Source organism: Pseudomonas sp. LBUM1669, assembly GCF_059695705.1.
Map to the genome: position 1 here is coordinate 1 of NZ_CP166785.1, position 24995 is coordinate 24995.

The following is a 24995-nucleotide window of genomic DNA, read 5'->3' on the forward strand; positions in this document are numbered from 1 at the left end:
ATGAATGCAGCTACAGAACAACTCGATCAATACACGTTCACCGACTTCACTTCCTTGAGATACAGCCCGAAATTCGTAGCGGAAAGCTTGCAGATCAGCTCGCAAACCCTCAAAGCGATCGAGAAGGATAACGACCTCACAATCGACCGAATTCGTGGGCCTGTCGGTGTTCGTAGTTACTCACTGATGGATATGTTTCGCATTGCTGCAATCCGCCGCCAGAACGGCAATACCAAAGGCCTTGGTCGACAAATAACGATCAGCACCTACGTACAAAAAGGCGGCACTGCAAAAACCACCACCACTTGCAACACGGGAATTTTGTCAGCGTTGGCAGGCTATAAAACGCTGATCATCGACAACGATCCTCAGGCAGACGTTTCCAGCATGTTGGGCTATGACCCAGATCAGACGACTGAGGAACTTGCCGAGCTTGGTCTACCGGTGGACCGTGCGGTTGAGGGCCATTTGGGCAACTTGATGCGCCTCGGGTCAACCTTCCCTCCCATGGATCTGGATCAGGTGATCAAGAAACCTTTCGGCGAGGATGGCCCCCACCTGATTCCCGCATTCGATTCGCTTGACGACATGGATGTGGTCCTTCGCAACGCACAAGGCGCTGACTTCCGCTATTCGCTGTTCATTGAGCGGGCTCGCCAAGGCAAGGTCCCGCATTGCGACCTGTCCAGCTACGACATGATCATCATGGACAACGCCCCATCCGGCACCATGCTTTCGCGTAACAGCCTCGCCGCTGCGGATTTCTTGCTGTGCCCAATACGCATGGACAAATTTTCGTTTCGAGCCTTGTCGCGACTGGCTTTCAAGATCAATGATATGAGCGCGGATTTCGGGCGTGCCCCTGAAATCATCGCGATTCCGACGATGTACATCAGGAACCGTCCTCGCATTCAAGCCAACTTGGCTAGGCTTTCCTCGTTGTTCCCAGGTAAGGTTACCGAGCAACAGTTGATCCATTCCGAGGACTATTCGAAGAGCCTGGAGGATGGCATCCCGCTGGTGCTCTGGAAACAAGGTACCGATAATTCCCTCGGCGCCTTCCGTAAGGTATTTGACGAAGTGATGGATCGCGCTAAGTCTGTGCTGGAGAAATCCAAATGAGGAGAACCAGTCCTATCGGCAACCCCACGGTTATCGCGGTTGAGGGCAGTAGCATTCAGGGCGTCTCTGTCCCCAAAATCATGCCTGAGGCGCATCTGAAACCGATGGAAGAGGTTCTTCGGCAAATGGGCCTGTCTGATGATCCAGCCGCTGAAACTTCGTCACCTCCGAACGGTGCGTTGGTATCCGCTCCACGTCACGTTGAGCCAGGCCCTGCGGATGTCGAGTTGGCCGCGGAGAAGCTTCCAGGCGAAGTGATGTTTCTTCCTATGTCGAAGATTCGCAAGGGTAAGTACCAGCCCCGCCGAGTGTTTGACCAAGAGAAGCTTGCCCTACTCGCCAATACCATCGAAGACAACGGCGGGCTCAACAACGCAATCGTTGTTCGTGCTCTGTCAGATGGTAACTACGAGCTGATTGCCGGCGAACGTCGCTTCTTGGCGCATGAGCTGTTGCGCAAACACACCATCTACGCCCTTGTCCGTCACCTCACTGATGAAGAAGCGGCCGTACTGTCCGTTGCGGATAACGACGCACGCGAAGACCTCACCGATTTTGAACGAGGCGTCAGCTACAAGCAGTTGCTCGACGACAAGATCGTTCAGAACCAGACTGAGCTGTCCCGCCGCGTTGGTCGCAGCATGGCTACCATCAGCCGGTGCTTGGCGTACTTCAAGCTACCCGCACCAGTCATTGGAATGCTTGAGGACAATCCGGAACTTATCGGTAACAGGGTCGTGGCTGACCTGGTCGCGCTTTCTGACCAAGGCCATACTGAAACGGTCATTGCTGCCGCCTCGAGGATTCGCGATGGCTCATCGCAGGACAGCTCTATCAACTGGGCCAAAAGCGAAGTCCGTAAGAAGGAGCATCCCCACACCCCATCGCCTCCCAAGCACATCGCCTACAAGGAACGGACCCAGTTGGATGCCCGAATAGACGGGCGTAAAGTGATCCTGACACCACCAAAAGGGGTCAATCCAGAAGAGGTCCTGAAGTACTTGGAAGAGATGCTCAAAGACCCTTCATAGCAACTGCTCCACAATCAGAAATCGTCACTGGAGACGGTGGCGTGATTTCGATCGGAACGTCTTCCTCCGCAGTCCCCCTCTCTCAGCTGCATACCTGTCGAGCAGCATTCTTTACCTCACACGATGCTTTCCACAGGCGGCGTATGGGCTCCCACGCCACATGTAAGCGGTCTTGCCCAGCTTTTTCGTGCATTAACTGCCGTGCAGCCGGTATCGTGATCACCATAAAGCCAAGACGACTGGATAGGAAGTATGCACAACTACCCCGCGGAATCGCTCGATATTCAATCTCGCTTGTACGGGTTGGGTCTGATGCCGACCCACCTGATTGGGTCTTTTATCGTTGCTTATTGTCTCTTCGAGACAACGCTTGAGCGTGCACTCTGGGCACTGACGTGGCAGGAACACGGCCTTTTACTGAAAAGTTGAAGTCTGAAGACCAATTCAAGATGCTTGGTGGCGGGAACTCGAAACTCAGCGACAATGCAATGCGGTGCTGAAAGTCGCGGCGAAAACCGCGGAAGATTTGAACGAATACCGCAATAGCCTTGTTCACGGCTACATGCTAGCAGTGGGCGGTACACCGATGTTCATGCAAAATCCGGCTTGGCACGACGTTAACCGGAACAAGCCTGTAGACGACGCCTACATTGATGAGCCATTTCAGGATTTTGTCCTTTCGCAGCTTGGACGCTCTTCAAGGTCGTGCAACTTGCAGAGAAATCGCTCGCGGATCCAGCCGCGGAGCGTACTATTGAAGCCCTAGCAGAAGACGTGAACCGGGCGAGAAGCTACGCCAACGAAACACGTCATCTGTGCCAGCTCATGAATTCAGAAAAGTACTAAGGCAATGTCTCAAGCTGGTTCGGGTCCTATCCAGGATTACTCGAACGGCGCCGGTCTCTCGCTGCCGCCGGCACATCACGATGTCCCTCCCCTCTGGATCACACCCTCGACACTATGTGCACACAGCTTTGAGCATCCCGGGACTGATCTAGAGCCCGTAATTCTAAGCCCTAAAATGCACCCTACCTCTTGATTTTTAACGGTTGAATTTCTGGTCCTCCATTTTTTCACTGTGAAATATCTGCGGATTCCACGGCCATCCGGCCACCTATTCCATGAACATCCGGCCACTGATTCCACGGTGATCCGGCCACCCGTTCCACGCTCATCCGGCCACCCTTAAAGCAGGCAGCAACGCAGGATTAATTCACTACCATCGACCTCTTTGGGGAGCCTACAGAATTCGGAAAAAATCGTACGCTAAGGTTTTCCGACCGGCCGTAGCGGCCTGAATTTACCGTCTTCCAGCTTGCGGCTCTGCCGCCAGACGTAATCGCCGGTCAGGTTGACGTGCTCCCAGCCCAACGGCGACAGGTATTGAAACAGGTCGGTGTTCACCGGCTTTCCGGCGTCAGCCAACCCTTGCGTGGCCCGATCCAGGTAGACCGTGTTCCACAGCACAATGGCGGCGGTCACCAGGTTGAGGCCGCTAGCACGGTAGCGTTGCTGCTCAAAGCTCCGATCCCTTATTTCACCGAGGCGGTTGAAGAACACCGCCCTAGCCAAGGCATTGCGAGCCTCTCCCTTGTTCAGCCCAGCATGTACACGACGACGCAGCTCGACACTTTGCAGCCAGTCCAGGATGAACAACGTGCGTTCAATCCGGCCCAACTCCCGTAGGGCAACAGCCAGGCCATTCTGACGCGGATAGCTGCCCAGCTTGCGCAGCATCAATGAGGCGGTAACGGTGCCCTGTTTAATCGATGCGGCCAAGCGCAGAATCTCGTCCCAGTGAGCGCGGACGTGCTTGATGTTCAACGTGCCACCGATCATTGGGCGCAGTGTCGGGTAGTCCTGGGCACTGTTCGGTACATACAGTTTGGTCTCGCCCAGGTCGCGGATGCGCGGCGCAAAGCGAAAGCCCAACAGGTGCATCAGCGCGAAGACGTGATCGGTGAAGCCCGCCGTGTCGGTGTAGTGCTCCTCGATCCGCAGATCTGACTCGTGATACAGCAGTCCATCGAGCACATAGGTAGAATCCCGTACACCGACATTCACCACGCGAGTGCTGAATGGTGCGTATTGGTCGGAGATGTGGGTATAGAACAGCCGCCCAGGTTCGTTGCCGTACTTCGGGTTGACGTGTCCCGTGCTCTCGCCTCGACCGCCTGCGCGAAAGCGCTGGCCATCGGAGGATGAGGTAGTGCCATCTCCCCAGTTAGCCGCAAAGGCATGGTTGAACTGGTTGTTGTAGTGGTCAACTAATCCCGGACACGACGTTAAGTTTTTCCTCGGCCCGAGCTGGCGCCAGCCCACCGTTGAATTGGTGAGGCCGAATCCAGTTGTAACGATGCATCAAGAAATGGCTGATATCCCGCTGAGCTTCTTGAGCAGTTCGATAGCCTAGGGTCGGTATCCATTCTGTTTTCAAGCTGCGAAATACTCGTTCCATCGGTGCGTTGTCCCAGCAATTTCCCCGGCGACTCATGCTCTGACCTATGCGATATCGCCACAACCGCTGACGAAACAGTCGGCTTGCATATTGCGACCCTTGATCCGAGTGGAATAGCAGACCCGGAGGCCTGCCACGCTGCTCGTAGGCCATATCCAGCGCCTTGATCACCAGTTCGGCGTCCGGCTTATCCGACAGTGCCCAGCCCACTATCCGCCGAGTGCACAGATCCAGAACGACAGCCAGGTAATTCCATTTTCCTTGCGCCCAAATATAGGTAATGTCGCCGCACCAGACTTGATTGGGCGCGGGCACATCAAATTCACGGTTCAAGGTATTCGGGATATCGAGTCTTTCTACTGTCGCTCGTTTATAGGCATGTGAGCCTGGTTGTTTGCTGACTAAATCAAGCTCGCGCATCAAGCTGCGCACTTTAAATCGCCCGAGTTGCTCACCGTCTTCACGCATCAATGCCAGGATGCTGCGACTGCCCGCAGCACTACGGCTTTGCGAGAATAATTCACTGACCCGGCTGCGCAATCGAAGCCGATCAACGTCGGGCGTGCGGCGCCGCAGGCGCCGGGCGTAGTAGCACGAGCGGGGCACATCGAGCACCTTGCACAGCCAGTCAATCGGCTCATGGGTACTCAGCTGGTCAATCAGCGCAAACGCTCGTGATCTTCCGACATCAAGAGCGCGGTAGCCTTTTTTAGTATGGATTTTTCTCGCTCAAGCCGCGCGATCCGGGCTTCCAACTCCTGAATTTTCTGCTGCTCTGGGGTCAGCGCCTTGCTTTGCGGAGTGACGCCTTGGCGCTCTTTCTGAACCTGGTCAACCCAGCGGCGCAGCGCTGACTCACCAATGCCGAGTGAGCGGCTGGCTTCGATGTAGCTGTAGTTTTGCTTGAGCACGAGGTCGGCAGCCTCGCGTTTGAATTCAGCCGTAAAGGAGCGGCGTTGTTTGGTCATCTGACACCTCGATCTGGCGAGCATTCTCGCCTAAATGGGTGTCCGGTTTCATTAGACCACTACAGACCCCGTCGACTGATGTGTTGCACACCAGCGTAGTCGATCGTATTAAGCGCAGCGCGAACACTGTTGCTAAAAAGCATAAATAAGCAGCCCCTATCCTGGGCAATTGGCTTCTGGGAAAGCTTGTGGTCGCCGAGCAACTCGTCCTTGTCCGTGAAAAAGGTACCCGCACCGGATTATTCTTAGCCACTGACCCCTGGCGCTTGGAAAGCCTAACTTTCCGGCTCGAATGACCATCTGTTGTTGCCAAGCTTTACCAGCTTAGCAGTGTTGTACTGGTCGAGTGGCGCCGATACGATGTAGTCGCGCGCGTTATACACACTCACTGCCTGATTGACGATATAAATTTATTAATCACCTCATTACGTTTTTTCAATTTATGTTCTGCGGTCTGGGCCTCTAGCCTCTGGGCAGCGCACTTGGAGTGCGCCTTTAAAACAGAGGAACCTGATATGACTTCGACCATTGGCCTTGGGGCTTTCCCCTCTCGGTACACCCTCGGCGTATTAACCGCCAGCCTGCTGTCCTTCTCCGTCCACGCTTCGACCCTGACCCGAGACAACGGCGCTGCCGTGGGCGATAACCAGAACTCGCAAACCGCCGGCGCCAACGGCCCGGTGCTGCTACAGGACGTGCAACTGATCCAGAAGCTCCAACGCTTTGATCGTGAGCGCATTCCCGAGCGCGTCGTGCATGCCCGCGGCACCGGTGCCCACGGCACCTTCACCGTGACGGATGACCTGAGTGACCTGACCAAGGCCAAGGTGTTTGCGGGTGGTCAGAGCACCCCGGTGTTCGTGCGTTTCTCGGCGGTCGTCCACGGCAACCATTCGCCAGAAACCCTGCGTGATCCGCGGGCTTTGCCACCAAGTTCTACACCGCGGACGGCAACTGGGACCTGGTCGGCAACAATTTCCCGACCTTCTTCATTCGTGATGCGATAAAATTCCCGGACATGGTCCACGCCTTCAAGCCGGACCCCCGTATCAACCTGGACGATGATGCCCGCCGCTTTGATTTCTTCTCGCATGTCCCGGAAACCACTCGCACCTTGACGGAGTTGTATTCCAATTCCGGTACACCCGCCAGTTATCGGGAAATGGACGGCAACGGTGTTCATGCTTACAAGTTTAGTTAATGCCGAAGATGAAATTCACTACGTGAAGTTTCACTGGAAAAGTTTGCAGGGGATTAATAACCTCGATCCAAAAGCGGTGATCAAAGTACAAGGCCAAGACTACAGTCATATGACTAATGATTTGGTGTCTCATATTAACAAGGGAGAGTTTCCGAAATGGGACTTGCATCCACATGAGGTGACGTTTTTGGCCAGAATTCTGATTGCGGACGATCATGCAGTGGTTCGTATGGCGGTAACGCTTTTATTGGAAAAAGCCGGACATAAAGTTGTCGGCCAAGCGGACAGTGGATTTGATGTAATTGCGCTGGAGCGCAGCCTTGAACCTGACCTAGTCATTCTTGATATCGACATGCCTCAACTTGACGGTTTCTCGGTTTTGCAAAGGTTGTGCGGTAGCAAGAAGCGCAGCAAAATTGTAGTGTTTTCTGGACTTGATACCAGCCGGTATGCCATCAGATGTTCTCGAGCGGGGGCTAGTGCCTTTGTCAGCAAGGACGGAGTCCTGGATGAATTGTTAAGTGCCGTGCAAATCGTGTTGGCCGGATATACGCTGTTTCCAACTACGGATTTTTCATCCGTGAACAGTTCTGCTCAGCTTGCCACGGAAGAGGCGTTGGTCAAGACGCTCTCTGATCGAGAGTTAAGCGTTTTGCGGCAATTGGCGCGTGGGCATCGAATCAAAGACATTGCTCAAGAGCTAATGCTCAGTGAAAAAACCGCCAGTACATATAAATCAAGACTAATCGTGAAACTTCAAGTGGCAAATTTTTTGGAGTTGGTAGACCTGGCCAAGCGCAACGATCTCATTTGAATCTGATCCAATAGTTGAAATGCCAGCTTCAAGGATATTCCGACGATGAAAGACGGGTAAATACTGCGACTGACGGTCAAGAAGCGAATGCGTGCGACGCTGCTGGCCATTCGGGATGAGCTGAAACGTCGACGTCATGAACCCATCCGGGCTCAAGGGAAATGGCTCACTCGGGTGGTGAGCGGTTACTTCAATTACCACGCGGTGCCGGGAAACCCGATATGTCTGGGTGGTTTTCGTTAGGCGGTCTGCCGTCTATGGCGGCAAGCCCTCAAACGTCGTATCCAACGTAATCGGCTTCAACGGTAACGCTATGGACGCCTTGCTGACTTCTACATACCTAGACCCAGATACCAGGATCAGCGATGTACCGCCCATAAAGGCGAAACAGCGCACGAGCGAGCCTTTCGCGACATCGAGCGAATAATTTCGCATCGCGTAACCACAAGATATTTCATATGGAAAATTTAAATGTTTGCAGCAATGGTTTCCAAGGCAATGGTCCTGTTGGACCTGTTCATAAAGCCAATTTCGTGCGGCGGATTTCCCTACGCTGACTTCGGATTCGTCTGACATTCTTTTGATATGTGGTGCGCAAGTATAGCAACCTAACATTTGTGTCCTCTGGGCGTTTCAGTATTGAAGGTGGGTTGTGTGAATGTTTCTATCAATCAAAAATCAATGCATCTATGGGGTGATTGGAACTCGAGCAGGCGCTTATACAGTCGAAGGCGAGGTGAGTATCAGTAAACCTCTCGAAAATTTTGTCAATTAAGACTGGTGCAGCATTGGGGGCGAACAATGAGATTAATCGCTAGCTTTAGTTGTTGCACGCTCCTTGCTGGTGAAAAGTTTTGTTTTGTGCTGTACAAAAGTCCACATTGGTGTTTCGTTGTTCTGCGTTGTAGAGTTGAGGTGACATCATGTGTTAAAAGTATTTTGTTGCTATTGTCGGGCATGGCATTGGCGATGGGAGCCGCGCAAAAAAGTCACCCGGCAGGTGAGTTACATCTTAACGTCCACAAGGGTGGTGCTACTGGCGGCCACTCGTTTGTCGGTGGCACATTGCAAAATACTGGTGATGCGCTAGTAGCTCATGGTTATTTGGTGGTAACGTTGCTAGACAGAAAGTGCCGCCCCATTAATAGCGTCCTCGAAAGTTTTGGTAGTATTGCCGTTGGCGAAACGCTGGGTGTTCGAGTGCCGGTCGATAGCCTCAAGCGTTATCGCATTGCCAGCATCAAAGGCTTCGACACTGAAGGTTTCGAGGTGCTGTCCAGGGTTGACAACGCCGAACTATTGAAAGGGCGTGAGGCGAAAGAGCACGAGTATTGCGTTAAGGCGCAAGAATCGGTCGGATCCTAAATCAGCTCCAGTTCGCTAAGATCTGAAAGGATTATGACTGCTGCATGCGAGTGCGTCGGTGTATTAGTTGTGGGTTTTGGTTGATAATTTTTATCAGGCTTCAGCCAATAATATTGGGCAAGCATGAGATTGGATTTTCGTTGCAGGTATTTAGTCAAGGCAAGCATGTTTTGCAGTATTCTATATATGCACTCAGGATCGTCCGTCGCGCAATACAATCGAAGTGAAAGTTTATGATTTTTTTCAAAGAAAGGTTTCTAATAGTTATTATTCTTGGCATTTTTGGTGTTGCCCAGCAAAGTAATGCAGCCGCTGAAATGCATTTGAGATTTCATTCTGCGGTTGAGATCGATGAGCAGTCTTTTGTGAGGGGGTCGTTGATCAATCGCGGCGACGCGGACCTTGCCCATGGTTTCGTAGTGATCACATTGCTCGATGCACGATGCCGACCACTGAAAAGTGTTTTGCACAGCTTCGATCGAATCGTGCCTGGCCAGGAACAGAGCTTCTTGCTGCCGGTTGCAGGTCGGCTTAGGCACTATCGATTGCTCAGCTTTACCGGATTCGACGATAAGGGCTTCAATGTATTGACGGTCGATGATAACGCCGAGATTTACAAATTGCGCGAACCGGAAGAGCGCGCACTTTGCGCGCAAGCCCGTTCGCAGTTTGGCGAAGGCTCTGGGCGTTGTACGCTCGGTGATTGCAAAGGATGACTTTAAAGGAAGTTAAACCATGAGTTATATTGGTGCGAGGCAGGATGCCCTATTAAAAGCCGGTCGTGGCGTATTGATCGTCGATGATGATTCGACTAGCAATAAGCTGTTAAATACGCTTGTCGGCAACGCCGGATACCCGATCGTCAGTTGCGTGACCAATGGCTATGACGCCATCAAGCAGCTCGCCTGTTGTTCTCCCTCGGTGATGTTACTGGATCTGGACATGCCCAGAATGGATGGGCTCGTGACCATGCACCAAGTGCGCAAGCGCTATCCCTATGTGTCGGTGCTGGTGGTGAGCATGCTTGATCCGAAGCTTTACGTTCAGCGCTGTATGCGATTGGGGGCGAAGGGATTTCTCGATAAAGGTGAAGGCCTTGCTTTGTTGCCCAATGCGATTGCTCAAATAGGTCAAGGTCGCATGATGTTTCCGGATCTGTCTTCCTCTGCGCAGACATCGTCGAATATGTTTACGGATAATGAGCTGGTCACGCTGAGGTGCCTGGCGCGTGGAAACGACATCGGCGGTGTGTCGTTGGCATTAAATATCTCGCGTGCCCGCGTGCTACTTCTACTTCATGGCTTACAGACTAAGCTTGGGCTGGAGTCCTGCGAGGCATTGGCCACTTATAGCCGACGTGCGGGGCTGGGTTGAGCCGCCTTCGCTCAGCGGTGCTGGATAGTCTCTCTACGTTGGGGAATAGTGATGCGCTGTCACCCGCCACTCAGGGTACATGTTGGGTTTGGCTGATTTTGTCGGCACTTTCTGCTTGCTGCGTGTTCGGGCCACAGGCATATGCCCAATCAGCTATGCGTCTGGATGGCGAGGCCAGTCTCCCGCGGGTGTACGTGCCAATGGCGCCTGCTGAACAGGCGGCCTTAAGCGCTCGTCAAGTGCTCAGATTGGGCGTGACCGCTGTCGGTTATGAGCCTTTGGAGGTGGTGCGCGGGCAAACCGTCAAAGGCATTACGGCAGATTATTTGAGCATCATCGGTAACAGTATCGGGCTCAAGGTCGATGTGCGGGTTTTTCCCGACTGGACCACCGCGCTGGTGGCCTTGAATGCAGGCGAAGTCGATGTACTCGGCCGCGGTTCATCCTACGAGCAGCAAATGCCAGGCGTCTTGCTCTCCGCTCCCTATACCGAAAACCAGCCGGTGCTGGTAGGACGCAACGCGGACTTGGGGGAGGAGGCGTTGCAGTCCGGTGGACTAATGGCGGTCGTAGATGGGTATGCGCCAATGAAGGAGCTGGCGTCGCGCTTTCCCTCTGTGAAAGTTGAAGTGTATGCCACAGTACGCGAGGCGTTGCACGCGGTGGAGTATCAGAATGTCCGATGGCTAGTTTGCGATGCCGCTACCGTGGCTTACCACTTGGGGTTGGGCGAGCTGCCCAGCCTGCGCATGCGACCATTGAGCGGATGGCAGCCGCCGGGCTACAGCTTTGTGTTTCGCTCAGGTGACGCAAATTTTCGTGATGTGTTCAATCGCGTACTGCACACCATTCCACGCTTGGCACAGGCCGATATCCTCAGGCACTGGGGTGTTAATGCCCGTTTTGATTCTACGCGTACCTCCGCCTATACCCCGGAACAACAGAGCTGGCTTAAAACACGCACTGAAGTTCGTGTAGCCGTCAGCGGTGGTGCGCCGCCCTACAGTTTTTATGATGACGATGGCAACTTTCGCGGGCTGGTCGCTGATCTCATAGCTGAAATCGGTCAGCGTAGCGGCATTCGTTTCAAGTTTGTCGAGTACGGTACTTTGCGGCCAGTCTTGGACAGCATGATCGATGGCGACGCTGATATGACCACAATATTGTTGCCGACTCCAGAGCGCAAAGCGTTTTTGAACTTCACCGAGCCCTATATGGAAAGCAGTTTTGCATTGATTGCCCCCCGAGGCAGCGCCTTCAGGAAATTGGCCGACCTGAATGGACGGCGGGTGGCAATGGTGCGTAACTCCTCGGTGATCCAGTACATGCAGGAGTATTTCCCTGACATCCAGCTGGTGCTGACCGAGAGTTACCTGGAAACCTTGGTGGCCGTGGCCGACGACGAGGTTGACGCAGCAGTCCTTTTGCTGCCTGTTTCGCGCTACATGATTAATCAGTATTTTGCCAAGCGCTTACGGGTGATCACCTCACTGACGCAAATTCAGGCACCCTTGTCATTTGCCGTGCCAAAAAACAACACGATGTTGTACGAGGTGATGCAAGCCTCTCTCGATCAGATCGAGCCACACCTGATTAGCGGCTTGGTCGAACGCTGGCAGAACAGCTTACCCGCTGAAAGCAGTGTGTGGGGCGGCTACGAGCGAAAACTCCGTTGGCTCTTTCTGGCAGGCGGTGCCGGTTTGATCGCCTTGCTCGGTTGGCACGGATACGGCTACTTCATTCGTTCTCGCGAGCGCGCCGAGAAGGCTCGCCAATCCTTTCGTAGCGCATTGCTCGACGGTATTCCAGTGTCGGTGGTCGTTCGTGATTTGCAAGGTCGATTCGTGCTGTGTAACCACACCTTCTTCAGTGTTTTTGGTCTGGAACCACAGGCAGTTATTGGCCGTACGTGGAGCGAAGTGGAGGGGTTGGACGCGGTCCAGGAAAACGCTCAAGAGCAAGCCTATGAAGCATTGCTGGTACGTAACCAGAGGGTCGACGTGCGGCAAGTCGTGCTGCATATTCAGGGAGAGCCTTTCACCTTCCGCCAATGGGCGGTTCCCCATAGAGGGGGCGACGGACGGCTATTGGGCCTTCTCATGGGATGGGTCGATGTCTCGGACACTCAGCGATTGATGCAAGAGCTGCAGGTGGTCCGTGATCAGGCTGTAATGGCCAGCGAGGCGAAAAGTCGATTCTTGGCGGTTATGAGCCACGAAATTCGTACGCCATTGAACGCAATCATTGGCCTGCTTGAGCTCACCATGGAGCGCGTAGATCAAGGGGAGAATTGGGATCGCGGGGCTATCGAGGTGGCCTATTCATCCTCAGGTGCATTGCTGCTTTTGATTGGTGACATTCTTGACCTGGCAAAAATCGAATCCGGAAAATTAACGTTGGAGCCTACTCGCAACAATCCGCGAGAGATCCTAGAGTCGGTACAGCGCGTCTTCCACGGTTTGGCTCGGCAAAAAGGACTGTATCTGGAAGCAGCCCTGGACCTAGATTCGGATCGCGATGTGCTTATCGATGGCGGTAGGTTGAAACAGGTTCTGTCCAACCTATTGGGCAATGCAATCAAGTTCACGGACCGTGGCGGCATAAAGCTCTCGTTGTGTGTGCGAGAGGCTGGCGACGAGTTGCGCCTGGTGTTTGTTGTGCAGGACAGCGGCATTGGTATTTCTTCCGAAGATCAAGTACTGCTTTTTGAACCCTTTAGCCAGGTACAAGGCGGGAGTCAGCGTGGTGGTACGGGCCTGGGGTTGATGATCTGTCTGCAGCTTGTAGAGATGATGGGGGGCCACCTTAAGTTGAAAAGTGAGCCGGGACTTGGGACACGGATCACCGTTGAGTTGCGAGCGCTAGCACTAAACGCGCTGCCCTCAGAACAGCGGCTCCCCTCAATCGTGCAAACAGCTGGTAAAACCTTGAAAGTGTTGTTGGTTGATGACCATGAGCCCAACCGATTATTGTTACGTCAGCAATTGATTTTCTTGGGGCACCAAGTCCAAGAGGCGGCAGATGGGCAGGAGGCATTTAGCTGCCTACAGGTAGAAAAATTCGATGTGGTCATCACCGACTGCAATATGCCGATTATGGACGGGTATGAGCTGACCCGAAATATCCGAGCGAAACAGCAAAACGGGGAGATTGATCCATGTTTGATTGTCGGATTTACCGCTAATGCGCAAGCCGAAGAGCGAGTCCGGTGCCGGGAAACAGGCATGGATGAATGTTTATTCAAACCGGTTAGCTTAAGCATGCTCAGAAACTGCCTGGCTAAAGTTATCCAACAGGAAGTCGCCGTCGGTGATCATGCGTCTGTAACGCAAGCAATAACAGTAGAGGGTTCATGTATGGACCTCTTAGATATAGGGCTGTTGTTGAGGTTGACCAACGGAGACCGAGAGACAATTCGAATGTTATTTGGGGAGTTGCATGCCACCAACGAAGTAGATTTGCGTCGCCTGGAAGAGTTATTAGAATCCGGTCGCTGGCGAGAGATGGGGCAGGTTGTTCATCGCCTGAAGGGGGCCGCGCGCATCGTAGGCGCTGAGCGGTTGATTGCAGCCACTAAGGATTACGAGACGGGATTGACTCAGCCGCTTACGGATGATGAGGCAAGACTTCAAGCCCTTGCCGTGCAAGCGTCTGTAATATGTTTGCAGGATGCCGTTAGCGAGTGGATGAAAAGCGCGCCGTGAGCCTGTGCTTGCCTAGGGCCTGTTGACGTTTCACATGGGTAACCAGAGGAACCCGCAGGCCATGGCCACCGTGCTCTCATAGTTCCTCTTCAGTTTGTCGTATCGAAACGCCACTGCGCGGTAATGTTTCAGTCGCGCAAAGGCATTTTCGACCAAGTGCCGGTAGCGATAAAGGCCTTTATCCAGATCGCCATTGCCTTTGATTGAGTTACGCTTTCTCGGGATCACTGGTCGAGCACCTTGGGCTTCGATCTGTTCGCGAATACGCTCACTGTCGTAGCCCTTGTCGGCAACGATGACCTCGGCTGATGGTAGCTGCGCAATTAATTCACGGGCGGCAGTACAGTCATTGACGTCACCTCCAGTGATCTCGAAAGCCACAGGCAAGCCATGTGCATCGACAGCCAGGTGGATCTTGCTCGTATGGCCAGCGCGACTTTTGCCGATCGCTTCTGGTTGGTCACTGGCGGCCCCCCGTGCTGTGCTGATGGGCCTTCACATAGGTTCCGTCGATGAAAGCCCAATCAAAATCTGGGTCTTCGATCAACGTATTGAAAACCTTGAGCCACTTGCCAGCCACCGACCACGCATTGAAGCGCTTGGAGACTGAGTTCCAGCATCCAAAAGCGCTGGGCAGATCTCGCCACGGACAACCAACGCGCATCCGGTAGAGCATCCCCTCAACGGTCAATCGCAAATCAGGCTTGTGGTAAATAGTTTGCTGAAGCAGAATTTTTTCCAGCTTCGACCAAAGCTCGTCACTGAGCATCACTCGGGGCATTGCAAGCTCGCAGGATTGTCGGTGTTGGAACCTCTATTCTGCGGGTTGGCTCTTCTTCCTCTGCTGTTCCGGTGAAACGTCAACAGCCCCTAGCCCGCTTCGCTGATTTCTCACATTACATATTGGTAATCAGGAGGTAATCATTCTGACGGAGCGGGCTGGTCATGATGTCTGGCAATGACTGAGACAGACTCAACCAACCAAGGAAACAGCATGCGTACAAGCCTATCGACTTCATTGCTGATCACACTCGCAATGAGCTCTGCGTTCGCCGTTGCAGCCCCGGATCAGGTTGCGCAGCGCCAGGACGTGTCACTTGCAATGGCCAACGATTTGCTAACGGCCGCGCTGACGGCCTGTCACGCCGATGGCCGCACAGCCGTTGCCGCAGTTGTTGACCGAGGCGGCAATCTGGTTGCCGTACAACGCGATGACAATGTCGGCCCGCACAACACGTTAGCCGCGCAACGCAAAGCCTATACCGCCCTGTCGACCAAGACTTCGACGCGGTTGTTAGCTGAGCGCGCTCGCGCTAATCCAGATGCTGAAAACCTCAACACCCTCGATGAGTTGTTACTGCTCGGTGGAGGCGTGCCATTGAAATTCGATGGTCAGGTCATCGGCGCCATCGGGGTGGCTGGTGCGGGTGGCGCTGCACACGATGAAGGTTGCGCAGAGGTCGCTATCAACAAAGTTTTACCTGCCGTTAAAAACTAAGGACATCACCATGACTGTATTGAAGAGTTTCTTCGCTGGCGCTGTATTGAGTGCCCTTTCAGCTTTTGCATCAGCGGCAACGAATCCATTGAGCGTGCATGTACTCAATTTGCAGGATGGCCTGCCCTCCCCTGGAGTCAATGTCACGTTGGAAAAACAGGATGGGAAAGACTGGGACATGCTCAACAGCGCGAAAACCAACGAGCAAGGTCGTATCACCGGGCTGTATCCGGAAGGTCGGGGGCTGGAGAAAGGTACCTACCGTGTCACCTTCAAGACTGGTGAGTGGTTCAAGGCGCACAAAACGTCCAGCTTCTTTCCGGAGGTGCCTGTGATTTTTGAAGTGGACGGTACCGTTCCTCACTATCACATCCCGTTGCTTCTCAGCCCTTACGGCTTCTCCACATACCGAGGAAATTGATCGTTAAACGGTACCAAATGGATACCGCACGAACGTGAAGACAGCCGCCCTACTCGAAAGGGCGGCACTGTTGCTTAACTTTTGGGCATCAAAACCTTCAGCGATGACCACGTTCACGCCTAAGACTTGGTTCACGTTACAGGGGTGATGCCGGTAACAGTGCCTTTCTGATCTTTGAACATGAATAGCGGGCCACTCATCCCCCCGGATTGCCCATGCTGAGATAACTCTCCATCGCCGAAGCGGACTGGGATAATGCACCACGGATGCCGGAATCGTTCCGTCGCGCAGTCCGTAGTTCTTTCAGCGGGGCGATCATCTACGCCGGTCGTTACACTGCACAAAGCGCTACGCAGTTGCTGGATTCAGGACTGGCCGACCTTGTCGCTTTTGGCCGTATGTTCATGACCAACCCGGATCTACCAGCCAGAATCGCGAACGATTGGCCGCTGACCCCTCTAAACTCAGCCACAGTGTATGGCGGTAATGCCGAGGGTTATACTGATTACTCCGTGTATGGCGGGTAACCGCTAAAAATGAGATGTCACTCACTGGGGCTCTGAAAATGATCGACGCAGAACTGCTGAAACTGGTGGTTGAAGCATCCAACGACGGCATCGTGGTAGCAGAGCAGGAAGGCGACGAAAACATCCTGATCTATGCTAACGCCGCCTTTCAGCGCCTGACGGGGTACAGCGTTGACGACATCCTGTACCAGGATTGCCGCTTCCTGCAGGGTGATGACCGTAACCAAGTGGACTACAACCGCACCCGGCTACACAGCTACAACAACTACCTGTCGCCCATAGCTATGGAGCAAAAAGCGGCATAAGCACCGTAAACGGTGTCCGGATTTACTTGACCAGTTCACCTGAGATCAAGACTGTGCGCTGCCTGCTTTGCGGTTTCCCAACAACATCACAATTCCATCCTTATCTTGCTTGCCCGTACTCCTCCGCTTCAAGCTACGGCCTTTTCACTTCTCAGACCACTAACAGAGTCGACCATGAGAGGACTCTGGATTTCCCATGTAGCCAGCGATGAGCAGGTGCAGACCTATATCCAATCTGGAACTAAGCTGGATATGGCCAGCATGATAACCGCAGTGGGCAAGGCCGTTGGCCTCGACGCACACCACGCGATTTATAAGCACTGGCGTTCGCTCTCTGCGTACACACATACCGGAGAGCACCAGGTCCAGCGATGGCTCCTCACCGAGGATATTGAGCCGTGCTACTCAGCTTCGGAATTATCGGAGCTCGTGAAGTTATCATGCGGCCTCGCCGAATTATCGCTTCAAGCCGTCCTTGCGATTTCATCAATGCGACAGCCTGGAAATCCAGATGCCACCTATTGATCACACCCCGATTGTGCTGGAGTATTTCGGACATTGAGCCCCAACTCCCCGTGCGCGCAGGGTTTCACCATGTATTTTCGCCGCATGCATAAATGCATGATTGGCATTGAATGGCATTATTTGGCGTACGGTTTGCCCCATTTTTGCCCCATCCCCGGACACTGCCTCCTCTAATTGACGGTCACGCCAGGTAAGCCCAATGATGGACAATATAAAATATTCTGACAGGCTGCTTTCGGTAAGTCGCTCACGCAGGCAGAGCTTTGGCTCCGCTTGTGGAAGGCATAATACTGATTTCTAAATTTGCTCTTTTTACGCGGCACTAGGCTATCGTTCAGACCTACACCCTGTATGTTGCAGAGGGGCTGACCAATGGAAGGATTACGACATGTCTAGTGCACAGCACCAGTACGCGGACATAGCTCAGCCGCGGCTGCTGCATGTCCTGCATGCCGCTACCGCAGTAGCTCCCGCTCCTACTCCTCATCGAGCAGCAGCGGGAGTAGCTATGTCAAAAGTGGTGGCGGTGGAAGCAGTTCTAGCGAAAGTTCAAAGCCGCGCTGGTCGAGAGCCAGTTCGTCCTTGTCGTAAACGTTTGCCCAAGTGTAGTCCCTCACGCCAATCCGCCAAACCGTTGAGACGCAGGCAGCGTCTCAGCCTGATTTACGTGATGTATTCCTATGCCATGCGTGGGACGACCGCATGGGGCCAGCCAAAGAGATGCATCAGTTGCTCGTGGCGGCAGGTGTCAAAGTTTGGTTCAGCGGGAAGGGACGGCGGCCTAGGCGTTCCAATGATGCGCGCCATTGACAAGGGCTTAGCGAATTCACGAATTGGGCCTGTGCTGGTGACCCCGGAGCTTCTGGCCCGCCTCCCCAAAGAGAGCGTGGCCGACAAAGAGCTGTCGTCACTCCTGGCAGGTAACCAGCTCATTCCCATCGTGCACAACACGACGTATGAAGCTCTACGCAATGTCAGCCCCTTGCTCGCCTCCCGAAGCGGTCTGGACACTTTCGAAGATTCAATGGCAGTGGTCGCGGCAAAAATCGCCGAGTTTGTCGGGCTCTAGCTATACAAACATAGTTAGCACGGAGATCACATGAAAGTCACAGCACCGTCGTCACTAATTTTGCAAATCAACTGCCTGATTGATTCTGGAAGATGTAACGACATCACTATTCATGATGCACACACAGCCATTGAAAACAAAGGGCTTCTGCGTTTTATCAAAAAACGGTGCGGCTCGGATATAGATCTAAGCATTCATCGCAATGGAACCGTGCGACCTCAGGTCGCACTGTCCCATTCCTCCCCAAACCCCCACCACCAATAAAAAACCCGCTCGAGGCGGGGCTCAATTAAAGGGGCAGCGTTGGATCTATTGCCGTTCCCGATAGGTGCCTCCAAACGGCTGCTCAGAGGCTTAAGGGGTCAGGAAACAGCTTTCTGCGCTTTAGCAATGGAACGGCTGCGTAGCCAGTTGAAGCAAACAGCGAGAATCAAGGCGAAACCGACATAGCCCAACAGCGGATAGACAGTGCCAACCAACTTGGTGAAGCCGCCCAGGCTCAAGCCCAGACCTATGCATACCGTGACTGCGCTAATCAACTTGAAGCGGCTGGTTTCAGGCTTGGCGAAGCGGGCGCTGAATGCAAAGAACATCCCCACTGCCGTGCTATAGACCATGCAAACCAGTGCCACCGACGTCACCACCGAGAGAATTGGCGAGATACGCCCTGCGAGTGCTAGGGAAGGCATTTCGATGCCTTGCAACTGGTTGATGTTAGCAAAAAGGCCGATGTTTAATAGCAGGATCATCACGCCCAGACCGAGACCACCGAGTACGCCACCGAGTGCGGCAGCCTTGGGTTGCTTGGTCATGCCACCAATGACAGCCAGCATCGGGAAGCCTACGGCGATGTTGAAAGATGCGTAGAGCAAGGCGCCCACAAACCAGTTGCCAGTGACCGTTTCGTTGTTCTCACGAGCAATCGCGTCGAGGGTCTCGATCGAGGCGTTGTAACTGAAGATCGAGTAAGTGGTGATGATAAGCACCATCACCAACAGGAAAGGCATTACCACGCTGATCAGGTCGATAATGCGCTTCACATTCATGCACAGCGTGAGGATCACCAATAACGTCATTAGAACGCCACCGAACAAGGGAGGCAGATCGTACTGCTGGGCAAAGATCGAACCGCTGCCGGCCAGCATCACTACGCCGACACCGTACAGGAAGAAGGACAGCACCACGTCGACGACCAAGCCGATGTGTGCACCAAACAGAATGTAGAGAACTGCCTTGTGCGAGCTCGCTTGCATCTTCGAACTCATTCGGGCGATCTGCATGCCGAGGAAGGCAAACATCAAACCGCTTACCAGAGTGCCGACAATACCTATAAGCCCATAGCCGGTGAAAAACTGAAGTACCTCCTGCCCAGAGGCAAAGCCACCACCAATAACGATGGACATGTAGGCAAGGGCGATCTGGATCGATTGTTTATTCATTAAGCTACTTCCCTGAATTCATAGAAAAAGTGCAACGCTTGAAACGAGAGGCGGAGAGCCAGAGAGCCAGCCACCGGTAGAATCCAGGCTCTCACACCAAGGGATTAAAGCGCAGATGACCACGCCTTACCGGCAGCTGACTCAGGGTCATCCTGCAGTATATGAAGGCTCAGAACTTGTCCTAATTTTGCCCTAAACCTCTTCACCACTACTGCCATGTTAGGGGGTTTGCTAGATGGCTATGGGCAATAAAGCAGGAGGTTAGAAACCCTGGCTAACTCAGTTTTCCGTGCTGAATCACTACATAGTGATACGGAAACTGGTACGGGATTCGGCCTCTGCGCTGAGGAGGAGGTTGGCGTTCGAACCTACCCTGGAACACCACCGCAAAAGTACGCACATCACCAACATGCAAGCTTTCCCAAAAGCACAACAGCAACTTCCACTATTTACGCCACGCAGCAATAAAATCATCAATATAAATAAGCGCAAGTAGTGGTACTGCTGCAATGGCAGGAATCCAAACTAGGCACCTCAGCGCCAAAAGAGACCGACCCAACACCTTTTCATTCTTTATTATCGATCGACTCACCCAGCTGACAGAGAATTAGCAGTAGGAGTTTCAAGTATCAGTTGTCAAATACCCTCCCATCAAATCGACTCATGACATCAGATGTAATCACATCAAAAATCGAATGAAATTGATCTTCAATAGGATCGATTGGGCAATACACTGAGACGGGGGTACGCAGATCCACGCTCACTTGCAATTTTTTTTCGTCGTACCGCATCCGAATATCGTAGCCCACATGGTATTTTGGAAGGCTATTTTGGTTGCGATCTATGGTGAATCTCAGAACGAAACATAATTCGAGCTGGTCGTTTCCACACAACAAGTTAGGCGTGAGTTCCTTGAAGAGTTCTCCTTCCCAGATACCAAGAGCAATGTAATCATGGGCTACACCTTCATTATCTTTCCAGATAGACGGTTCCAAACCCAAATAACCAGGAAACTCAAATGCCAATTTTCCTGCCAGACGCTGTAGCTCCTGCCAATATTTTGAACGTTGCCCGCAAAACTCTGAGTATCGCTCTCTGATCTGATCGTACTTAGCCACTCGGCAAATCCCTCTACTTAGGCAAGGTTAGACTGACTATTCTATTCGTTAACTTCTCTTTTCCAGCTCATGAAAGTGTGTCTACATGTATCAATACCCAAGGCTTACTTTAGAGATCACAGCTTGAAACGAACCACCGGATCGTCAGCATGTGGCTGATGAGAGTCTCAAGAGCGATTCCGACACTGTCTTCATGGGAAGGCTTTGGAAATACAAAGAAAACACCATTACCACGCCGAATATATTGAGCGTCAATCCAATCAGATTTAAGTATTGTGCGGTCATCGTCTACACCTAGGAAACGTCAGATAAAGACTACAGTCGGTGACGACAACGCCACATGCACGAAAAGCCCAGACTTCATGATAATGACCATAATCATTTACTCATCTACGCTCAGCTATCTAACAAATGCGAAAAGGAGTTTTCATGGCCACGGTTACCTACCCTTGCTATTGGCAGAAGAAAGACGCTTCAGGGCACTGGTACTGGATTTACTATGCCGTCAACGGACAGGCCATTGCACGTAGCAGCGAGAGCTATGTCAATCGCTCGGATTGTCAGCACTCGGTCGAGCTGCTGCAAAATTCGTCTGGGGCCGCAGTGTTCTATGACAATTGATGTCGAAGGAGTAACTGACAACTAACAGGACGAACACATAACCCAGACTTCGAGAGAACCCACACAAGGAGTAAGACCGATGCACATGAGTGAAGCAGAAGTATTGATCGAAGTCGAAGGCATTGCGGAAGCCAACAAACGGTTGACGGCGGGTTGGCGGTTGTTGGCCGTGACGGTCAAGACCAGCCCAACGGACAACTATCAATACACATATTACGTGCTGGGCAAACCCGCCGAGCTACCGAGCCAGCAACCTGAGGGCGGCGGTTTTCAGCGGACGGTTAGGTGAGTCCGTCGCGTTACGAGTAACGCTGTTTATGTTCAAAAGGCCCCACACCTAAGCCCGGTGCGGGTGCCTTTTTTTGGGCCGGCGGATACCAGCCCCCCGAGGGCTGGTCTACCATGCCTCCTATGTCTGGTTTTACGCAATGACCGCCCCTCACTCGCCCAGGAACTGCCCCATGCGACGCTCAGACGAACCGACCCCAAACGACCCGCGGCCGCTGCGCCTGCCGACCCCGTCGCTGCAACAGGCCTGGGAAACTGAGCTACAGCGCATCGGCGAGTACCTGGCGATCCCGATTATCCAGCACCACATCGCCCACGCCCTCGGCTTCACTCGGGCCCTGCAGGCCGCCGGATTGATTGGCGCCGAATCCTACCGGGCCATGATCGCGGCGGTGCATCGGGCCGAACAGGCCGCCTATCAGCGCCTGGGCCGCCGACCATGACCGGCCGAGACCGTAGCGAGGCACACGACCCACTGACCGCGCTGAACCTGCCGATGGTGGTGCAGGCCCAGGCGCTGAAACTGCTGGCCGCCATCGCCGAGGCGCGCACGGCAGTCGCCTGTAACCGCGCGGCGGACCGCGCCGAAGGCTTCGGCCTGGGCCTGGAAACGCTCAAGGCGTTGAACGCGGCGAGTCTGGAGGGGCTGTACCTGGCGTTTGAACACGCGGCCACGGCGCGGTTAATGGTGCTGGAGCAATGATCGGGGAGGGCATTCACGAAGACGCCCTGGTGCACCTGGTTCAACAACACGCGGTCAGGGAATGCCTGGTGGCCAAGGTCGACGGCGGGCCGAGCAGGGGGCTGTCGATTCGCCTCGGCGGTAGCGGTGCGCGCTGGGTGCCGGTGCGCTCGCGACGGGAGAAGGTGCGCACCTGGGCGAGCCTGACGGCGGTCGGGCGCTTTGCCGATGGCATTGGCTTAAGAGGGTTTGTCGTGGAGCTGTGACCTGATAATGGCGAGAAATCGCGGGCACAAAAAAACCGCCGTTGGAGGGGCAGTTTGTTTGTGCCGGCCCAATTGGAGGTTGGGGCAGCAGGTTCGCTGAAAGCGTCCACGAATCGATCATAAGTTACGTTCTATTAATTATGCAATGACGGCGCAATGATGTCAAAGTGAAATCACATTGCCGTCAGGGTGACGTCACTACACGTCGTGTTTCAGTACGCCGCTTAATTGGGCGTTTAAATCGGCGCATCAGTACGCGCGGTAAGCGCAGAAGCAGAGCCAAACACCGCTAAATATCAAGTGATTGCGCCGCATTGTCCAATCTAGTATCCGCTTGCGCCATTATCACGCCGCTCCTGTAACGACGCTACTCCTTCGCGTCAAGCCCTTTCCATCCATTCGAATGTTTATTTCATTTAAATGAAAAAAGGGCTTTTTTCTGTCACAGGTTTTGGAGTATTACGTTAAGCAAGGGCTTTGCATGGCCCCGCCCCCTCTAACCGCGTCTGGAAAACGCGCCGGCATTGGAAAGGCCGATTAACCCCTGGCTCGCTGAAAGCGTCCACAACTTTCAGTAACCCGTCGCTTTGTCCGGTAAGGGCGGCGGGGTCAGGCTTCCTTGAGGAAGCCGCCTATGCGTCTTTTCAAATTCGCTCGCCGTTCGTGGCAGGGTTTCTACGCGCTGTTGCGTATGCACCACCTGATCGAATTGTTGCGAGATCACTTCGACGACCTGTAACAAGACCAAAAAGTGGACCGCTTCAGCTTGGGCTGAGGCGGTTTTTTTGCCCATAGAAAAACCTCCTAATATGCGGGGGCGCGCGGTGGCGTAGTGCGGGCTACAACCTTTTTCCTTTGGCAGCCGATCCACTGCTACGGCGAGGATCTGCGCGCAGGTGGTCAGAATGTTGGCAATGCGCCCGCACCCTAGGGGCTGTTGACGTTTCACCGGAACAGCAGAGGAAGAAGAGCAAACCCGCAGAATAGAGGTTCCAACACCGACAATCCTGCGAGCTTGCAATGCCCCGAGTGATGCTCAGTGACGAGCTTTGGTCGAAGCTGGAAAAAATTCTGCTTCAGCAAACTATTTACCACAAGCCTGATTTGCGATTGACCGTTGAGGGGATGCTCTACCGGATGCGCGTTGGTTGTCCGTGGCGAGATCTGCCCAGCGCTTTTGGATGCTGGAACTCAGTCTCCAAGCGCTTCAATGCGTGGTCGGTGGCTGGCAAGTGGCTCAAGGTTTTCAATACGTTGATCGAAGACCCAGATTTTGATTGGGCTTTCATCGACGGAACCTATGTGAAGGCCCATCAGCACAGCACGGGGGCCGCCAGTGACCAACCAGAAGCGATCGGCAAAAGCCGCGCTGGCCATACGAGCAAGATCCACCTGGCTGTCGATGCACATGGCTTGCCTGTGGCTTTCGAGATCACTGGAGGTGACGTCAATGACTGTACTGCCGCCCGTGAATTAATTGCGCAGCTACCATCAGCCGAGGTCATCGTTGCCGACAAGGGCTACGACAGTGAGCGTATTCGCGAACAGATCGAAGCCCAAGGTGCTCGACCAGTGATCCCGAGAAAGCGTAACTCAATCAAAGGCAATGGCGATCTGGATAAAGGCCTTTATCGCTACCGGCACTTGGTCGAAAATGCCTTTGCGCGACTGAAACATTACCGCGCAGTGGCGTTTCGATACGACAAACTGAAGAGGAACTATGAGAGCACGGTGGCCATGGCCTGCGGGTTCCTCTGGTTACCCATGTGAAACGTCAACAGGCCCTAAGCTAGCGAGCGAGTATGGGGGGCACTGCCATTCCCACGCTTCACTCGCGGCGAGCAATCGATCGGTGCATGATCAGCCAACAATGCTCTCATTTCATACATGAGTCCGTTCAACATCCCACCTCTTCGGCATAAGTAAAAAGCCAATAGGTGCGACGTCACAGTAAAAAAATCTACCTGCGCCGAGTATCATTGCATCGCTCTTGTATTATCTGGCCCCCGGATCACTTGAACGTCGAACGTGTAATCAGTTCTGCGTGTGCGCTATCAACGAAGAGTTTGTTCGATATCTGGAAGATCAGGTGTTTCGCCAGATCGATCGGTTCGTGAGGAAAGCAAAGCAGTGAACGTATGACTCTAGGAGGCGAATAACCGACGGCCGGTCATACAACAAACGTTGCCAGCAACCAGC

At 53.5% G+C, this 24995-nt stretch carries 20 protein-coding genes and 5 pseudogenes; 20 read left to right on the forward strand and 5 right to left on the reverse strand.

All coding sequences use genetic code 11. The features are described 5' to 3' along the window. Window positions 1-1122, forward strand: a complete 1122-nt coding sequence (locus ACA051_RS29960) for a ParA family protein (RefSeq protein WP_497375844.1) — start codon at window positions 1-3, stop codon at window positions 1120-1122. After that, a complete protein-coding gene (locus tag ACA051_RS29965) occupies window positions 1119-2153 on the forward strand; it encodes a ParB/RepB/Spo0J family partition protein (RefSeq protein ID WP_497375845.1) in 1035 nt (344 codons plus the stop codon). Before ACA051_RS29960 ends, ACA051_RS29965 begins: the two co-directional genes overlap by 4 nt. Before the next feature lie 1266 nt (window positions 2154-3419). On the opposite strand, the pseudogene ACA051_RS29970 reads toward ACA051_RS29965, so the two are convergent. Both ACA051_RS29970 and ACA051_RS29975 read right to left on the reverse strand, forming a co-directional pair. Beyond that, window positions 3420-4409: pseudogene (locus ACA051_RS29970) on the reverse strand (Tn3 family transposase); the annotation flags it as partial. Window positions 4410-4416: 7 nt separating this feature from the next. Beyond that, window positions 4417-5579 (reverse strand): IS3 family transposase gene (locus tag ACA051_RS29975; RefSeq protein WP_497375847.1). Its coding sequence is split into 2 segments (ribosomal slippage): window positions 4417-5324 and window positions 5324-5579, totalling 1164 coding nucleotides; the frame shifts between segments, so codons are not numbered across the junction. 515 nt (window positions 5580-6094) lie between these two features. Here ACA051_RS29975 and ACA051_RS29980 point away from each other — a divergent pair. The 6 genes and pseudogenes from ACA051_RS29980 to ACA051_RS30005 all read left to right on the forward strand — a co-directional run. Then, window positions 6095-6949, forward strand: a pseudogene (locus tag ACA051_RS29980) (catalase); the annotation flags it as partial. Next, the gene (locus ACA051_RS29985; RefSeq protein ID WP_497376015.1) at window positions 6944-7594 is read left to right on the forward strand and encodes a response regulator; all 651 of its coding nucleotides are present in this window, start codon (window positions 6944-6946) and stop codon (window positions 7592-7594) included. The pseudogene ACA051_RS29980 and the gene ACA051_RS29985, both read left to right, overlap by 6 nt. An 801-nt stretch (window positions 7595-8395) precedes the next feature. Continuing rightward, on the forward strand, window positions 8396-8959 hold the full coding sequence (locus ACA051_RS29990) for a hypothetical protein (protein ID WP_497375849.1): 564 nt from the start codon (window positions 8396-8398) through the stop codon (window positions 8957-8959). A 233-nt stretch (window positions 8960-9192) separates the two neighbouring features. Then, a complete protein-coding gene (locus ACA051_RS29995; protein ID WP_497375851.1) occupies window positions 9193-9675 on the forward strand; it encodes a hypothetical protein in 483 nt (160 codons plus the stop codon). A gap of 19 nt (window positions 9676-9694) precedes the next feature. After that, entirely contained in the window at window positions 9695-10333 is a 639-nt protein-coding gene (locus tag ACA051_RS30000) for a response regulator (RefSeq protein ID WP_497375853.1), read from the forward strand. A 200-nt stretch (window positions 10334-10533) separates the two neighbouring features. Further along, window positions 10534-14037: a transporter substrate-binding domain-containing protein gene (locus ACA051_RS30005; RefSeq protein ID WP_497375855.1), complete on the forward strand. Its 3504-nt coding sequence runs from the start codon at window positions 10534-10536 to the stop codon at window positions 14035-14037. Between the two features lie 30 nt (window positions 14038-14067). On the opposite strand, the gene ACA051_RS30010 is transcribed toward ACA051_RS30005, so the two are convergent. Next, a protein-coding gene (locus ACA051_RS30010) for an IS5 family transposase (protein ID WP_497375737.1) occupies window positions 14068-14818 on the reverse strand; the annotation gives its coding sequence in 2 pieces (ribosomal slippage) (window positions 14068-14511 and window positions 14513-14818; 750 coding nt in all). Window positions 14819-15031: 213 nt separating this feature from the next. Here ACA051_RS30010 and ACA051_RS30015 point away from each other — a divergent pair. From ACA051_RS30015 to ACA051_RS30040, 6 genes and pseudogenes are all read left to right on the forward strand, one after another. After that, on the forward strand, window positions 15032-15535 hold the full coding sequence (locus ACA051_RS30015) for a GlcG/HbpS family heme-binding protein (protein ID WP_497376017.1): 504 nt from the start codon (window positions 15032-15034) through the stop codon (window positions 15533-15535). A gap of 10 nt (window positions 15536-15545) precedes the next feature. Beyond that, window positions 15546-15956: a hydroxyisourate hydrolase gene (gene uraH / locus ACA051_RS30020; protein WP_497375857.1), complete on the forward strand. Its 411-nt coding sequence runs from the start codon at window positions 15546-15548 to the stop codon at window positions 15954-15956. Between the two features lie 227 nt (window positions 15957-16183). Continuing rightward, window positions 16184-16483, forward strand: a pseudogene (locus tag ACA051_RS30025) (oxidoreductase); the annotation flags it as partial. A gap of 38 nt (window positions 16484-16521) precedes the next feature. After that, window positions 16522-16710 (forward strand): annotated as a pseudogene (locus tag ACA051_RS30030) (PAS domain-containing protein); the annotation flags it as partial. A 129-nt stretch (window positions 16711-16839) separates the two neighbouring features. After that, on the forward strand, window positions 16840-17313 hold the full coding sequence (locus ACA051_RS30035) for a DUF6988 family protein (RefSeq protein ID WP_497376019.1): 474 nt from the start codon (window positions 16840-16842) through the stop codon (window positions 17311-17313). 396 nt (window positions 17314-17709) lie between these two features. Continuing rightward, a pseudogene (locus ACA051_RS30040) lies at window positions 17710-18382 on the forward strand (toll/interleukin-1 receptor domain-containing protein); the annotation flags it as partial. A gap of 362 nt (window positions 18383-18744) precedes the next feature. On the opposite strand, the gene ACA051_RS30045 reads toward ACA051_RS30040, so the two are convergent. Next, entirely contained in the window at window positions 18745-19821 is a 1077-nt protein-coding gene (locus ACA051_RS30045; RefSeq protein WP_497375859.1) for a YkvI family membrane protein, read from the reverse strand. Window positions 19822-20450: 629 nt separating this feature from the next. Beyond that, window positions 20451-20939 (reverse strand): hypothetical protein, encoded by a 489-nt coding sequence (locus ACA051_RS30050; RefSeq protein ID WP_497375861.1) that lies wholly within the window; start codon window positions 20937-20939, stop codon window positions 20451-20453. A gap of 429 nt (window positions 20940-21368) precedes the next feature. On the opposite strand from ACA051_RS30050, the gene ACA051_RS30055 reads away from it, so the two are divergent. The 6 genes from ACA051_RS30055 to ACA051_RS30080 all read left to right on the forward strand — a co-directional run bounded on the left by ACA051_RS30055 (window position 21369) and on the right by ACA051_RS30080 (window position 24566). Next, window positions 21369-21560: a YegP family protein gene (locus ACA051_RS30055; protein WP_497375863.1), complete on the forward strand. Its 192-nt coding sequence runs from the start codon at window positions 21369-21371 to the stop codon at window positions 21558-21560. 85 nt (window positions 21561-21645) lie between these two features. Continuing rightward, window positions 21646-21849 (forward strand): hypothetical protein, encoded by a 204-nt coding sequence (locus ACA051_RS30060; RefSeq protein WP_497375865.1) that lies wholly within the window; start codon window positions 21646-21648, stop codon window positions 21847-21849. 172 nt (window positions 21850-22021) lie between these two features. After that, a complete protein-coding gene (locus ACA051_RS30065; RefSeq protein ID WP_497375867.1) occupies window positions 22022-22291 on the forward strand; it encodes a hypothetical protein in 270 nt (89 codons plus the stop codon). After that, complete coding sequence (locus tag ACA051_RS30070) at window positions 22288-22551, forward strand: hypothetical protein (RefSeq protein ID WP_497375869.1); 264 nt, start codon at window positions 22288-22290, stop codon at window positions 22549-22551. The genes ACA051_RS30065 and ACA051_RS30070 overlap by 4 nt, the downstream gene beginning before the upstream one ends. Next, window positions 22548-22796 (forward strand): hypothetical protein, encoded by a 249-nt coding sequence (locus tag ACA051_RS30075; protein ID WP_497375871.1) that lies wholly within the window; start codon window positions 22548-22550, stop codon window positions 22794-22796. The genes ACA051_RS30070 and ACA051_RS30075 overlap by 4 nt, the downstream gene beginning before the upstream one ends. Window positions 22797-23816: 1020 nt before the next feature. Further along, a complete protein-coding gene (locus ACA051_RS30080) occupies window positions 23817-24566 on the forward strand; it encodes an IS5 family transposase (RefSeq protein ID WP_497375737.1) in 750 nt (249 codons plus the stop codon). The last annotated feature ends 429 nt before the right edge of the window (window positions 24567-24995 follow it).